At 74.0% G+C, this 13,692-nt stretch carries 10 protein-coding genes; 3 read left to right on the forward strand and 7 right to left on the reverse strand.

The window, feature by feature from the left end:
- Both KBX39_RS08205 and folE read left to right on the forward strand, forming a co-directional pair.
- Window positions 1-1,228: ATP-dependent metallopeptidase FtsH/Yme1/Tma family protein (locus KBX39_RS08205; RefSeq protein WP_210869836.1), on the forward strand; the 1,228-nt coding region annotated here is incomplete at its 5' end.
- Between the two features lie 86 nt (window positions 1,229-1,314).
- Window positions 1,315-1,932, forward strand: coding sequence for a GTP cyclohydrolase I FolE (gene folE, locus KBX39_RS08210; RefSeq protein ID WP_013288986.1), 618 nt, complete (start codon window positions 1,315-1,317; stop codon window positions 1,930-1,932).
- 53 nt (window positions 1,933-1,985) lie between these two features.
- On the opposite strand, the gene KBX39_RS08215 is transcribed toward folE, so the two are convergent.
- On the reverse strand, window positions 1,986-2,687 hold the full coding sequence (locus KBX39_RS08215) for a hypothetical protein (protein ID WP_166457513.1): 702 nt from the start codon (window positions 2,685-2,687) through the stop codon (window positions 1,986-1,988).
- Window positions 2,684-5,212, reverse strand: coding sequence for an FtsK/SpoIIIE domain-containing protein (locus tag KBX39_RS08220; protein WP_210869837.1), 2,529 nt, complete (start codon window positions 5,210-5,212; stop codon window positions 2,684-2,686). The genes KBX39_RS08215 and KBX39_RS08220 overlap by 4 nt, the downstream gene beginning before the upstream one ends.
- 213 nt (window positions 5,213-5,425) lie before the next feature.
- On the opposite strand from KBX39_RS08220, the gene KBX39_RS08225 reads away from it, so the two are divergent.
- Complete coding sequence (locus tag KBX39_RS08225; protein WP_113973588.1) at window positions 5,426-5,983, forward strand: hypothetical protein; 558 nt, start codon at window positions 5,426-5,428, stop codon at window positions 5,981-5,983.
- A gap of 7 nt (window positions 5,984-5,990) precedes the next feature.
- Here KBX39_RS08225 and KBX39_RS08230 read toward each other — a convergent pair whose 3' ends face one another.
- Genes KBX39_RS08230 through KBX39_RS08250 form a run of 5 tightly spaced genes read right to left on the reverse strand, consistent with a single transcriptional unit; the run spans window position 5,991 to window position 13,646 of the window.
- Window positions 5,991-6,590: a hypothetical protein gene (locus KBX39_RS08230; protein WP_113973587.1), complete on the reverse strand. Its 600-nt coding sequence runs from the start codon at window positions 6,588-6,590 to the stop codon at window positions 5,991-5,993.
- Window positions 6,591-6,600: 10 nt separating this feature from the next.
- Complete coding sequence (locus tag KBX39_RS08235) at window positions 6,601-7,776, reverse strand: M23 family metallopeptidase (protein ID WP_113973586.1); 1,176 nt, start codon at window positions 7,774-7,776, stop codon at window positions 6,601-6,603.
- Window positions 7,773-8,333 (reverse strand): hypothetical protein, encoded by a 561-nt coding sequence (locus KBX39_RS08240; protein WP_113973585.1) that lies wholly within the window; start codon window positions 8,331-8,333, stop codon window positions 7,773-7,775. Before KBX39_RS08240 ends, KBX39_RS08235 begins: the two co-directional genes overlap by 4 nt.
- Window positions 8,330-10,267 carry an MFS transporter gene (locus KBX39_RS08245; RefSeq protein ID WP_113973584.1) on the reverse strand — a complete coding sequence of 646 codons (1,938 nt, stop codon included), beginning with the start codon at window positions 10,265-10,267 and terminating at the stop codon, window positions 8,330-8,332. The genes KBX39_RS08240 and KBX39_RS08245 overlap by 4 nt, the downstream gene beginning before the upstream one ends.
- A gap of 1 nt (window position 10,268) precedes the next feature.
- Window positions 10,269-13,646, reverse strand: coding sequence for an ATP-binding protein (locus KBX39_RS08250; protein ID WP_210869840.1), 3,378 nt, complete (start codon window positions 13,644-13,646; stop codon window positions 10,269-10,271).
- Window positions 13,647-13,692 lie beyond the last annotated feature (46 nt).

Consider the following 13,692-nt stretch of genomic DNA (forward strand, 5'->3'; position numbering starts at 1 on the left):
CGTCTTCGTCGACGAGATCGACGCGGTCGGCCGCCACCGTGGCGCCGGCATGGGCGGCGGCCACGACGAGCGGGAGCAGACGCTCAACCAGCTTTTGGTCGAGATGGACGGCTTCGACACCAAGGGCGGCGTGATCCTGATCGCCGCCACCAACCGGCCGGACATCCTCGACCCGGCGCTGCTGCGCCCGGGCCGGTTCGACAGGCAGATCCCGGTCGACGCCCCCGACATGGAGGGCCGCAAGGCCATCCTGCGGGTGCACGCCAAGGGCAAGCCGTTCACGCCCGACGTCGACCTCGACGCGGTCGCCCGGCGTACCCCGGGCTTCAGCGGCGCCGACCTGGCCAACGTGATCAACGAGGCCGCGCTGCTCACCGCCCGTAAGGAGCAGCGGGCGATCACCAACGACTCCCTGGAGGAGTCGATCGACCGGGTGATCGCCGGCCCGCAGCGCCGGACCCGGGTGATGAGCGACCAGGAGAAGAAGATCACCGCGTACCACGAGGGTGGGCACGCGCTGGTCGCCTGGGCGCTGCCGCACGCCGCGCCGGTGCACAAGGTGACCATCCTGTCCCGGGGTCGCTCGCTGGGTCACACGCTCGTGCTCCCGACGGAGGACAAGTACACCCAGACCCGGGCCGAGATGATCGACACCCTGGCGTACGCGCTCGGTGGCCGGGCGGCGGAGGAGCTGGTCTTCCACGAGCCGACCACCGGCGCCGGCAACGACATCGAGAAGGCCACTCAGCTGGCCCGCGCGATGATCACGCAGTACGGCATGAGCTCCAAGCTCGGTGCGATCAAGTACGGCACCAGCGGCGACGAGCCGTTCCTCGGCCGCAACATGGGCCACGAGCGGGACTACTCCGACGCGGTGGCCGCCGAGATCGACGGCGAGATGCGCGCGCTGATCGAGCTGGCGCACGACGAGGCCTGGGAGATCCTGGTGGAATACCGGGACGTCCTGGACAACATGGTCCTGGAGCTGATGGAGAAGGAGACCCTCTCCACCGCCGACATGGCCCGCATCTGCGCCCGGGTGGTCAAGCGCCCGCCGATGGCCCCGTACCACGGCTTCGGCAAGCGTCAGCCCTCCACCGAGCCGCCGGTGCTCACCCCGGCCGAGAAGGAGGCGCTGGCGACGCAGGCCCGCGCCGACGCGGCCGCCTCGATCGGTGGTTCCAGCTCGATCGGTGGTTCCAGCAACAACTCGGACGGTACGCACTGAACAGCGATCCGACGACGGCCGGCTCCCCGCACAGGGAGTCGGCCGTCTCCGCGACCGAGCCCGACGGCGACGACGCGCTCGACTACGTGGCCGCGCGCCTGATCAGCGGAAAGCTGACAGGCGGCCCGGTGGAGGACAGCGTCGACCTCGCCCGGATCGAGAAGGCGGTACGCGAGATCCTCATCGCGGTCGGCGAGGACCCGGACCGCGACGGCCTCCAGCAGACCCCGGCCCGGGTCGCCCGCGCGTACGCCGAGCTCTTCGCCGGCCTGCGGGTCGACCCAGCGCAGGTGCTGCGCACCACGTTCGAGGCGAACCACGAGGAACTGGTGCTCGTCCGGGACATCGACGTGATGAGCCTCTGCGAACACCACCTGCTGCCGTTCCGGGGCAGCGCGCACATCGGCTACATCCCCGGCCCGGACGGCCGCATCACCGGCCTGTCCAAGCTGGCCCGGCTGGTCGAGGTGTTCGCCCGGCGGCCGCAGGTGCAGGAGCGGCTCACCTCGCAGATCGCCGACCTGCTGATGTCCAGCCTCGCCCCGCGCGGCGTGATCGTGGTGCTGGAGTGCGAGCACATGTGCATGGCGATGCGCGGCATCCAGAAGTCCGGCGCGAAGACGATCACGTCCGCGGTGCGCGGCGGCCTGCAGAACGACGCGAAGTCGCGGGCCGAGGCGATGGCGCTGATCATGGCCCGCTGACCCTCGACCGACACCGACGGCCGCGTACTCCCGCCCGGGAGACGCGGCCGTCGTCAGCTCGGCAGCATGGCCAGCAGCAGGCCGGCGGCGGTGAGCACCGCCGGGATCAGGCAGACCAGAGCCCCGAACCGGGGAGTGCGGTCCACCCGGTCGGTCGGACGCGGACGGAAGAGCCGCCCCACAGCGAGCCACCCCAGCATGAACGCGACAGCCGGCAGCGGCAGCCCCACCAGCAGCGCCAGCACCGTCACCGCCCCCGGCCCGGCCACCGCGTACAGCACGAGCTGGAGCAGCGGCACCACGAGCGCCAGCGGCCCGTACACCAGCAGGTTGCGCGGCCGGGACGGCCACCGCGCCAGCCGGGGCAGGCCCCGCGCGGCTAGCGTGTCGTCCGCCGCGTCCGCCCAGTCCCCGGCGGCGCGCAACGCCGCCAGCACCGCCGACGGCCCACCCGCCATCGACCGGGCCGCCTCGGTCACCTCCGGCGGCGTCGGTACCAGCGACAACGCCGGTACGCCCAGCTCACGCAGCCGGGACTGCTGCGGCGCCAGCCGTTCGCGTACCGCTGTCAGCTCCTCGCGGGCCGCCGCCACCGACCGCGCCTGCTCCCCGGCGGCGGTGGCCGCCGCCCGGCGTACGCCGTCGAGCGCCCGTGCGGCCGCGACGTACTCCGTCCAGGCCGACTCGGCGGGTTCCGCCACTGTTGTCGGTCCGCCGTTGCGGGGCCCGGGCACGGTCGTGCCGGTCTCGCTCATGCCGAACCCTCCCCGGCGCCGAACGGCACGAAAACGGTGCCCTGCTCGTCCGGGCCGTCCCAGAGCATCGCGCGGCCCGGCCGGGGCCGCCACCAGACCGGACGGTCGAAGAGCTGCTCCAGCCGCCCGCCCGGCACGTCGGTGACCGCCACGGCGGTGAGCTTGTCCAACTCACCCTCCGGGCCGAGCAGCCCGGCCAGCGGCGCCGGCGTCCGCCACCAGCCGAGCAGGTGCCGCCCGGCCGGCGGGCCCTCCAGCAGCAGCGACCGCAGCAACTCCGGCGGCAACTCGGTGGCGTCCGGCACGTCCACCCCGAACACCACCAGGTAGCCGGGCTCGTCCGACGCCATCGCGGTCCGCAGCCCGGCCGCGTCGACGGTCTCCACCCGATGCCGCCCGGCCAGTTCGGCGGCCAGCACCCCGGCCGGCTCGGCCGACCCGTTCGCCAGCGGCGCCAGCACGAACCGGGCCGCGCCCGGATGCGCCGCCGCCGCGCTGCGGACCGCCGTCACCAGCAGCCGCTCGGCCTCCTCGTCCCGGCCCAGGACGGCCAGGTTGCGCCCGGCGCCCGGCCCGAGCGGCACCGTCACTGTGGAGCGCCGCACGTCCACCGCCCGGCCCAGCAGGGCGGCGGGAGCGTGGGCCCGGCCGGCCAGCGCGGCCCGGTGCCGCGGGTCGTTGGCGAGCAGCGGGCGGGCGTACCCGGCGAACACCACCGGCGGCGTCGCCGACTCGCCCCGCGCCTCCCAGAGGCGTCGCCGCAGGCCGGCCAGGACCTCCGGATCCTCGTACGGGTCCGGGAAACGGATCATCCGCTCATGCCCCCGGGTCGCGCCGCGCGGACCGCCCAGACCGCCCGCCGTGTTCACCACCGCGCTGCCCACCGGCAGCCCGGCCGCCGAGTCGTTCGCCGGCTCCAGCACAGCCGAGCCGCCGGGCAGTGCCACCCGCACCGGGAACTGGCCGAGCAGCGGATCCCGCGGGCCGCCGATGCCCAGGTCACCCTCGCCCGCGAGGACCAGGTGGATGCCGTACGACCGGCCGGCGCGGGCCAGCGCGTCCAGCCGGGCCAGCAGGTCGGCGGCGAGCCGGTCCCGCTCGCGCAGCACCAGCGGGAAGTTGTCGATCACGCAGACGATCCGGGGCAACGGCTGGTGCTGCCGCAGCTCGGCGTAGCGCTGCCCGCCGGCCCGCCGGGACGCCTCCTCGCGGCGGCGTAACTCCGCCTCCAGCTCGCCGAACAGGTCGGCCACGTACTCCCGGTCGGCCGCCATCCCGGCGGCGCGCACCTGCGGCACCCAGGAACGGTCCCGCTCGGTCTGCAGGAACTCCACGAAGGACTCGCCGTCGGCCAGATCGGCCAGGTAGAGCGCCAGCTCGTCCGGACCGTACCGGGCGGCGAGCCCGAACAGCGCGTCGGTCAGGAACGCCGACCGGCCCGCCTGGCCCCGGCCACTGACCAGCCAGTGCGGGGTCAGCTCGGTGAAGCCGAGGCTGACCGGGCGCCCGGCGGCGTCACCCACAGTGGTGCTCAACCCGTCCGCCGAGCCGTCCGTCCAGAAACCGTCCGCCGGGAGCAGGTCACCCAGCGAGAGGCGGGAGCCGTCCTCGATCTGCCGGACCAGCCGCGCGCACACAGCGGCGACCAGCTCGGCGGGCGGGTCGTCGTCCAGGAACACCGGCGAGTTCAGCCCGCCCGGCGGCTCCGCGCCGGGACTGCTGAACCCGGCGCCGGGCGGGTCGCCGACGAGCGCGTACGCGGTGCGGACCGTGATCGCCGTGGCGCGCGGCAGCGGACCGCCGTCCGGCCAGCCGGCGACCACCAGATGCAGCCCGGCCCGGGGCCCGCCCTCGGCCAGGCCGGCGAGCCGGTCCAGGTCGGCAGTGGTAGTACCCTCCGGCAGCGCGGCCACCACGAGCAGCAGCGTCCGGTCGTGCGCCCGCTGCCGGGCCGTGCCGGCGGCCACCCACTGCTCCGCCTCGGCCAGCACCGCGCGCATCCCCGCGAGGTCGGTGGCGGGCGGGGGCAGCAGGCCGGCGTCGGCGAGCGGCGCGTACCCGGCGAAGGTGTCACCGGAACCGCCGTCCACCGCGCGAGCCAGCAGCGCTCCCGCCGGCGTCGCCGCGAACACGCGCAGCAGCAGCGCGCGGAGCAGCCCCGCCACCCGAGGGTCCGAGGCGTCGGCGTCGAGGCTCACGTGACCACTGCCGAACAGGGGCGCGAGCGCGGGGAACCGGGCGTCGTCGAGCGGCGCGGCGGTGCCCATCCGGACCAGCGGCGGCGGGCCGTCACCGGGTGGCGTCGCCGCGGTCAGCGTCTCCAGCGGACCGCCGGCCCAGCCCGGCGCGGCCAGTTCAGCAGCCGCCCGCAGACGCTCGGCCAGCTCGTACTGCCGGTGATGGTCGGCCGGCGCGGGCCGGATCTCGTCGAGGATGCCCGCCGCCGCCGTCGCGGCGGCCTCGGCCCGGCGGTGCAGCGCGGCGGCCCGGCCGGCGCGCGCCTTCGGAGTCGCCACCGCGTCCACCTCTCTTCCCGAGGCCGACATGTCCTCCCCGAGGTGTGACGGTAACCCAGCCGGGGGCCGTCCACCGGGATGTCGGTCGGCGCGGTGAGCTGGTCGGCGGTGAGCAGCCTCACCCCGCCGCCGGGCGGCCTCCGCCCGGCGGTTCGCCACGATCCGCCGGTTCCAGGCATTGGGTACGCGACGCGCAGCCGATAGCCTCAGGAGGTGGAATCAGTGCAGCCCCCCGCCGGTTCCCAGGTGTCCCGAGTACCGGCGCAGCGGACCCCGCCGGAGCAGTTGGCGCCTCCCGCGCCCGCTCCCGCGCCGGTACGCCCCAAGCGGTCGCTGCGGACGGTCGTCGGCGTCGTCGCGGGGGTGCTGGCGCTGCTGTGCACGGGTGGAGCGGTGGCCGGATTCGTGCTGTACGACCGCGCGACAGCGCCGGACCGAAGCGCCCCCGACGTGGTCGTGGCCAACTATATTCAGGCATTTCTGGATGACCGGAACGACACAAAGGCACAAGAGTTCACCTGCGCAAGGCAGACCGGGCTGGATGGACTACGAGCGCTTCGCGACGACCTCGTATCCCGGGAACAGCGCTTCAACACGACGATCTCGGTGAGCTGGGGCCCGCTGGCTATCCAGGAGTCCGGCGAGGTCGCCATGGTCGAGGTCGAGCTGATCATCTCCGCCTCAGTCGAGGGCATTTCGCAGAGTGAGCGGCAGAAGTGGCGGTTCGAGACGCGGCGCGACGATGGCTGGGGCGTCTGCTCTGCGCAGCGTGCCGACTGACTTCCGGCTACTCCAGCCATAGCAGGTGCACCGGCACCTCCAACGTGGTCGGTGCCTGACCGCGCCAGGCCCACCGGTACCACTCCAGTTCCGGCGTGACCCGCACGCAGATGTCGCCGTCCGCCCCGGAGTAGGTCTCGGTGACGGCGCGCAGGTCACGCCGTTCCACGCCGTTGTCCACGTGCACCACGCGCCGGCCGGTCACCGCGTCGGCCTCGAACACCGGGGTGGGCGGCCGGCGGTTCGGGGCGTCCAGCGAGACCAGCCGGATTCCCGAGGGGGCTGGTGAGGTCGGCGGGGGTCGCTCGCCGATCGTCTCCACCCAGACCCGTTCCACGGGCACCAGCGGGGCGAACACCTCCACCTGCTCGGATTCGGCCCGGTACCACTCGTGTTCCGGGATCACAGGTACGTAGGTGCGGCTGCCCTGCACGACGCGCTCGTCAGCCCGCAGGTCCCCGCGCCAGCCGAGGCCGGGAAGGCCGACGAGTACCCGCCGGCCGCGCAGCTCGGTTCCGCTCGTGGCGGGCACCGTCTCGACCGGCCGGGGCGGCAGTGGTGCCCAGTCCGGCCGGTCGGCGAACGGGTCGGGCAGGGGGTTGCTCATCCGCCCGGCCTCACCCGGTCTCGCCGAGGGGCGCGCCCCGCTTGCGCATGAAGGGCACCGGGTTCTCCGCGCCGTTGCTGGACCGGTCGCCATTGCGGTGCACCTCGAAGTGCAGGTGCGGGCCGGACGAGTTGCCGCTGCTGCCGGAGAGCCCGATGACCTCGCCCGCCGCGACCGACTGACCCGGCACCACGCGGGGTCGCTCGACCATGTGGCAGTAGCGGGTGATGAATCCGCCGGCGTGCAGGATGTCCACGAACCATCCGCATCCGCCCTTGTTCGGCCAGCCGTCCCGGTCGCAGTCCTTCCGCCCGGCGCTGTCGGGATCGCAACGGGCCACCAGCACCCGGCCCGCCGAGGCGGCGTGGATCGGCGTGCCCTTCGAGGCAGCCAGGTCCACGCCGTGGTGGCTGGGACGGGCGGTGGTCCGGAAGCCGGAGACCACGCCGCCGGGCAGCGGCGCGGTCCAGCCGGAGGCGGCGATCCGGTCTCCGGCCGCCGCGTCGCACACGGCCTTGCCGGCGATCTCCACGGTCCGGGCGGCGCCGCCGGCCAGCGCGTCGACGATGCGTCCGGCCAGTTCCTCGTGTTTGGCGTACGCGTCGGGGTAGGCGCTCACCTGGACCTGCTGGGCCACGACGGTGAGCGGGCGCTGCTGCCAGTTCGGCACCTTCTCCATCTTCTGGTAGAACTTGCGGGCCGCGTACGAGGGCGTCATCCGCTGCTCGACGCTGCCCCATCCGGGCCGCTGCTGGAACAGGCCGAGCGAGTCGTGGTCGGCGCCGACCCCTTCGTGCGGCAGCGCCAGCGATGCCGGCACCGTGCTGTTGGCGAGGTTGCGCAGCGCTGATTCCTGCATCGCGGTGGCCAGCGCGATCACCCAGCCGCGCGCGGGGAGCTTCATGTCCTGGCCGACCTTGATGATGACCGCGGCGTTGCGCAGCTGACGCTCGCCGTACTCGGCGAAGCGCGGCATGTCCCCGGTCAGGTTCACCTGGTAGGTCGGGTCGCAGCTCAGGGCGGCGAGCTTCGGGTCGTCCCCGTCGCCGCCCAGTTCGGTGAGGAAGAAGGCTCCGGCGCCGCCAACGCAGCAGAGCAGGGCGAGTGCCGCCGTGACAGCGGTGGCGAGCACGCCGACCCGCAACTTCCGGCGGACCTGTCCGGCGACGGCCGGGCCGGCGGTCACGACCGCTCCCAGTCGACGGCGTCCACCAGCCAGGGGCCGTCCGGCGCGACGAGTTCGAGCCGGAGCGTGCCGTTGTCCAGCGGAACGAGCGCCTCCACGAACGACTCGGTCCGGGGCCGGAGAGTAGGTGCGCCTGTCGTCTTCCGCGCCGGCACTGTCTCCGGGTCGGCGTCTGTCATCTTCTCCGCCAGCGCGGGGGTGGCGAGCGGTCGGAGCCGGGCCTGCCAGGCGTCGCCGGTGCTGCCCGGGCCGCTCAGCCACGCGGTGGTGAACCGCCCGGCGACCTGCTCCGGCGTGGCCTCGCCCGGCCGGGTCTTCGGGGCGACAGCGGTCGGCGGGCTGGCCAGCACGCCGTCGTCACCGGCCTCCGGGTCCGCGGTGCTGATCGGCTGGCTGGGCCGGCTGGTCAGGCCGAGCCCCGAATCGCCGGGCCCGCCGACCAGGCGGGCCGCGCCGATCACACCGAAGACCAGCACGGCGATCACCAGGGCGATGCCGAGCCTCGACCGGAGGACCCGGGTGAAGAGGAACTCCAGCGCGCGCCGCACCGGACTCACCGGGCCTCGGAGCGGATGCGCGGCGCCGGCCGGGCCGGGGCGGTGCCGCGGCCCGCCGAGTCCGGCCGGTAGACGGCGTAGGAGGGGACCTCCTCCGGCACGTCCGGCTCGGTCCAGGTCGACGGCGCGCGCCGGGGTCGGGGCGCACCGGCCGGACTCCCGCCCGGCCGTCCGCTCGCGGGCGCCCCCTCCGGCCGTTCCCGTCCGTCCGGTCGCTCCCGTTCGGCCGGTGTGGCGCTGTGCGCCGGATCCTCGTGGCGGGCCTCCGGCCGGAGGCTGCGCTGATCGGCGGTGACGGTACGGCGTCTGCCGATGGTCGGCTCGTTGGTGCCGCCGGGCTCGGCCACGTCCAGCCGGGCGGCGATCCGCATGTCCCGGAAGAACCGGCGGTGCCAGGAGCCGGCCGAGCTGACCGCCTCGCTGCTGTCCTTGCCGCCGAGCTGGGTGATGCGGCGGTACGGCCGCAGGAGCAGCCAGCCGACCACGCCGCAGAGCCAGACCAGGACCACCTGGAGCCAGCCGGGCAGCGTGGCGGTGTTCATGATCAGGTCGACGGCGAAGAGGTAGATGGCCGCGCCGGTGCCGAAGATAGCGATGTTGAAGACGGCGGCGACCACCGCGTTCGCCAGCCGCCGGAGGCCGGCGCTGGCCGGGCGCATCAGGCCGACCGTGCCGAGGATCGGCGCGGCGATCACCGCCCAGCGGAAGATCAGGAAGCCGAGCAGCACCAGCAGCGACGCGGTGAGGTCGAACATGGCGAACAGCACCGAGGCCAGCACCGCGATGAACCCGGCACCGATCCGGTCCATGTCCTTGGTGCCCTTGAGGTACTCGTACGCCTCCGGGTCCTCGGTCTTGATCTGCTCGGCGACCTTCGCCCACTGCTGCTGCTTGGCCTTGATGACAACGTCGCGGGTGGCCGGGTTGGAGCGGATTGACTCCGCCTCATCCCAGGTCAGCGCCTTCGCGTCGTATAGCGCCTGGCCGTACTTCTTGGCGGTCTCGCTGTCCGCCGAGCCGAGCACACCGCGCAGCCAGTTCCGGTAGAGCATCGTCTCGGTCGCCGTGTCGCTGGCGCGCACGGCGGGTGGACGCTTGTCGACGCAGGCGCTCGGGTTCGGCAGCGCGCACTTGTCCGGCGGAACGGTCTTGGCGGACGGGCCGACCGCGTCGTGCACCACGCCCAGTGTGGTGATCAGCGTGCTGTCGGCGATGTTCGCGGACTTGACCGGCCAGGCGGCCAGCGCGGTCACCGCCACCATCACCAGCAGCGCCCAGCCCGCAGTGGTCATCGCGTTGCTCATGTCCGACTGGCGGGACCGCCAGAGCAGGTAGAGGCCGACCACGCAGACCGTGATGATGCCGAAGACGCTGAACACCTTCTGGTAGACGGCCTTCGTGGCCTGCTCCACCAGCGGGTCGGCCCAGCTCCACATGGTGCGCGGATCCCAGGCGCGCTCCCGCAGCGCGTTGGACGCGCCGATCACCGCGTTGGCGAACATGAACTCGCCGTTGGCGACCATCGTGGTGAAGCGGTAGTCCGGATGCAGAACCGAGGAGGCGCAGCCCCCGTCGACGTCGTACGTGTTGTAGCTGTAGCCGGCGTACCCGTAGTCGCTGTAGAGGCCCTTCGGGCCGGGCTCCTTCGCCGAGTCGGGCCGGGACGCGAACCAGCCGGCCAGGCCCGAGTCCGGCGCGGCGGGCACCGGCGCGTTGCGGCACTCGACCTGGTCCTCGCTGACCGCCTTGAGGCGGCCCACGCAGGCGCGGAAGTCGGCCTGCCACTCCTTGGTGCTGCACAACTCGGCCCGCGCCTGGGTGACCGGCGCGGCGGCGTACGCGGGTGTGGCCGCACCGATCACCGGCCAGGAGATCGTGGCCCCGGCGAGTACGCCGAGCGCGAGGAGGAGCGCCGCGATCCGTGCCCTCGCCATGTCACGCCTCCAGGTCAGCCAGGACGGTCGGCAGTATCCCGGCGGCCTGGGCGACCGCGGCGGGGGTGGTGTCCAGGTGCTCCAGCAGCCCGTCGACGTACGACACGTCGACCCGGACCTTCTGCACGCGCCCGTCGACGTCGCGCATGACGAACTCGCGGAAGCCGAGCCGGTTGGCCGATCCGCTGTCGGCCTGGGAGAGCGAGGCGAGTGTGGCCTCGTAACCGTCGTCGACGGGCACCCGCAGCAGGCGCAGCGCCTCGGAGGCGATCTCGCTGTCCTCGGCGATCCGGCCGACGAAGACGGTGGAGACGAGGTTCTGCACGTCGAGGCCGAGGATGTCCTTCGGGTTCTGCGAGGCGACGAGCGCGGCGAGGTTCCACTTGCGGGAGTCGCGGGCGAGCCGGACCAGGAACGACCGGCCGGAGCGCCAGCCCTCCATGAAGTGGGCCTCGTCGAGGCCGACCAGTTTCCGGGAGGACATCGAGCCGCCGTAGCAGCGGCGTACGGCCAGCCGGTGCGCGGTGTGCAGCATCGGCAGCGCGAGCGCCTCCTCGGCCGACCAGTACTCCCGTTCGATCTTGAGGTCGGGGAGCCGCAGGCCGGCCATGGTGATGACGGTGAGCGCGGCGTCGGCGCCGAGCAGCCCTTCCGGTGGCCGGCCGAAGAAGAGCATGGCCAGCGGCATCTCGGCGGTGTCGAGCAGCAGGTGGGCCAGCTCGCGGCCGGCGTCGTCGTCGAGCCCTTGCAGGCAGGTCACCACGTCGTCGAGCGTGGAGGTCTCCTCGGCGGGCACCTGGCGTACGGCGTGCCGGAACAGCGTGGCGGTGGATGCCTCCCGGGCCACCTGCGGCGGCACCAGCATCATGCAGATGTCCTGCACGAGCATCCGGCGCTCGGCGCGGGCGTTCGACACGGCGATCTCGAACTCGCGGTCACCGGCCGCCCCGGCGCCGAACTCGGTGCGCAGCGGCGTCGGGATCAGCGCGTACGGCGCCAGCGTGCCCTGCTCCGAGCCGGTCAGGTTGAGAACCCGGGAGTACGGGGCGAGTTCGGGCATGGCGCAGAGCCGGGCCAGCGGGCCGGACGGGTCGAGCAGCGTCACCTGCGCGCCACGGCGCGCTGCCAGGTAGCCGAGCGCGCCGAGCAGCGTCGACTTGCCACCACCGGGTTCGGCGACGAAGACGGCGAGGCCGGAGCGTTCGCGTACCTCCATCGGGAAGTGCAGGTCGAGGAAGACCGGACGGCGGCAGGTGCCGGCGGTACGCCCGATCAGGTCGCCGCGCCGGTCGCCGACTGTGGACGCTGCCTGCGGCAGCGCGGCGGCGAGCAGGTTGACCGGCATCCGCCGGACGTAGCCGGTGTTGGCGATCGGCTCGCCGGGGATGAACTCGCGGGCCAGCCAGTCCTGGTTCTTCGGGTGCTGGAGCGAGATCCGCAGCTCACGGGAGTAGAGCTGGATGAGCCGCCGGGCCCGCTCCAGGCACTCCTCCCGGGTCCGGCCGCCGACGGCGATGCGGTGCCAGCCGTGTGCCCGGGCCGAGTCGACGGGCAGGCCGGTGGTCATCTCGTCGCCGATCACCAGCGCGCGCTTGGCCAGGCGTTCCAGCTCGGGCGGCGCGTCGATGCCGTGCTCGGCGTAGTCGAGCTGCTGGGAGCGGATCATCCGCAGCCGGTGTTCGAGGTTCCGGAACGAGTCGTTGGGGCCGAGGATGTCGACCCGGGTGGACAGCTCCATCGGCCAGGGCAGCCGCTCGTGGAAGTGCAGCCAGGGCTCGTGCCGCTCGGGGATCTCCAGCGGCTCCATCCGGCCGACCGCGAGCACCGCGACGTGGCGTTCCTCGCCGGTCATCCGGTTGACCAGCTTCACCGTCGAGCCGTACGGGGTGCGGTAGCGCTCCACCTGCTCGGTGAGGGCCAGCAGGTCGCCGCGTTCCCACCGGCCGTTGGTGATCGGGGACAGGACGCCGGGCGGCGCCATGCACAGCGCCACCGACCGGTAGAGCAGCCATTCCAGTTCGGGCGCGGTGACCCGCCGCCCGCGCATGCCGAACGCGCCGAGGACCTCGTCGAACTGCTCGACGGTACGGCTCAGCCGGCGCCGCTCGCCGTCGGCGGTGCCCCGGCCGAACGTGCGGAGCAGTCGTTCGGTGAGCGAGTCGCCGAGCGACCGGCGGGCGAACGTGACGCCGAGGTAGGTCTGGCCCTCGGCGTGGTTGACCGCCATCAGGTGCCGCTGGGCGGCGACCAGGTGGTCGGCCCAGCCGGTGGTGCCCGGTACGTCGGGCAGCGGGGCGGCGGTGTGCGCGTCGATGGTGCGGGCCCACTCGTCGGCCGGGAAGGGCCGGGTGGTGCGGCGCAGGTGCAGCCGGAACCCGGCGAGTCCGGCGTACTGCTCGGAGATCGCCGAGAGCAGTGCCTCGCGTTCGGCGTCGGGCCGGAACGCCCACCGCACCTCGGGCAGCCAGTACCAGGCGGTGACGGTGTTGGGGGTGAAGGTGAGGTGGCCGGCGATCTCGGTGATGGCCAGCTCGACCGACGGGTCCCGGTCACCGAACTTGATCTTCGGGGCGCGGACCCGGACCGGCTTGGTCGGCCGGTTGCGGCGTTCCGGCGTGCGCTGCCGGGGCGGCGCGACCTCGCGGTGCGCCGGACGGCCGACCTCCCGCGACGGCGCGGCGCCGGTCGCGAGCGGTTCCGCCGGAGCGAGATCCGGTTCCCGGTACTCGGCGGGCGCGGGTCCGGGCGCGGCGATCTGCGGGGGCGGTGGGAGTGCCGGCTCCGCCTCGGCCGGGGGCCGGAGCGCGGGCAGCCGGTCACCGGCCTGCTGCGGCACCCGGCTCCGGGACGGCGGGGGCGAGGCGAGCGCGGCCGGCGGGTCGGGCAGGGCCGGCTCGACCGGCAGCGGTGCGGCGCGTGCGGGCTCGGGCCGGGGGCGTCCGACCGCGCGTACCCCAGGGGTCTGCTCGCGGGCCGGGGGTTCCGGCTCGGCCCGCGGCGCGGGCTCGACCGGCGCGGCGTGCTGGTGCGGGATCGGCAGGGGCTCACGGCCGACGCCGCGGCGGGGCGGCGCCACCACCGGCTCGACCGGCGGGGGCGGGGTGGGGGCGGGTCGCCGGACCCGGGGCTGCGCGCCGCCGAAGAGGTCGAGGAAGGGCGAGTCGATGTCGCCGTCGGGGCGTACCGGCTCGCGGGGCGTGATCGGTCGCGGCGGTTGGAAGACACCGACCCGGCTGTGTCCCGGGCTGGTGACGAGCGCGCCGTCCAGGACGACCTCGTCCAGATCCTCGTCCGGTGGGTAGTCGAACGATCGCTGACGGTTACCATTCGGCCCGGCCGGACGCCCGGCCGGGGAACCCGGCGTGGAAGAGCGACTCATGCGACCGCCTCACCCGCGTCGTTCGTCTGCGCGGTTGTCGTACGCC

Origin of the sequence: Micromonospora sp. D75, assembly GCF_018070405.1 — a bacterium.
Lineage (GTDB): Bacteria > Actinomycetota > Actinomycetes > Mycobacteriales > Micromonosporaceae > Micromonospora > Micromonospora chalcea.

Coding starts and splice junctions, on each gene's coding strand:
- KBX39_RS08215 (WP_166457513.1), bottom strand. CDS start 2,687: ATGAGCGAGACCGGCACGACCGTGCCCGGGCCCCGCAACGGCGGACCG.
- KBX39_RS08230 (WP_113973587.1), bottom strand. CDS start 6,590: ATGAGCAACCCCCTGCCCGACCCGTTCGCCGACCGGCCGGACTGGGCA.
- KBX39_RS08245 (WP_113973584.1), bottom strand. CDS start 10,267: ATGGCGAGGGCACGGATCGCGGCGCTCCTCCTCGCGCTCGGCGTACTC.
- KBX39_RS08250 (WP_210869840.1), bottom strand. CDS start 13,646: ATGAGTCGCTCTTCCACGCCGGGTTCCCCGGCCGGGCGTCCGGCCGGG.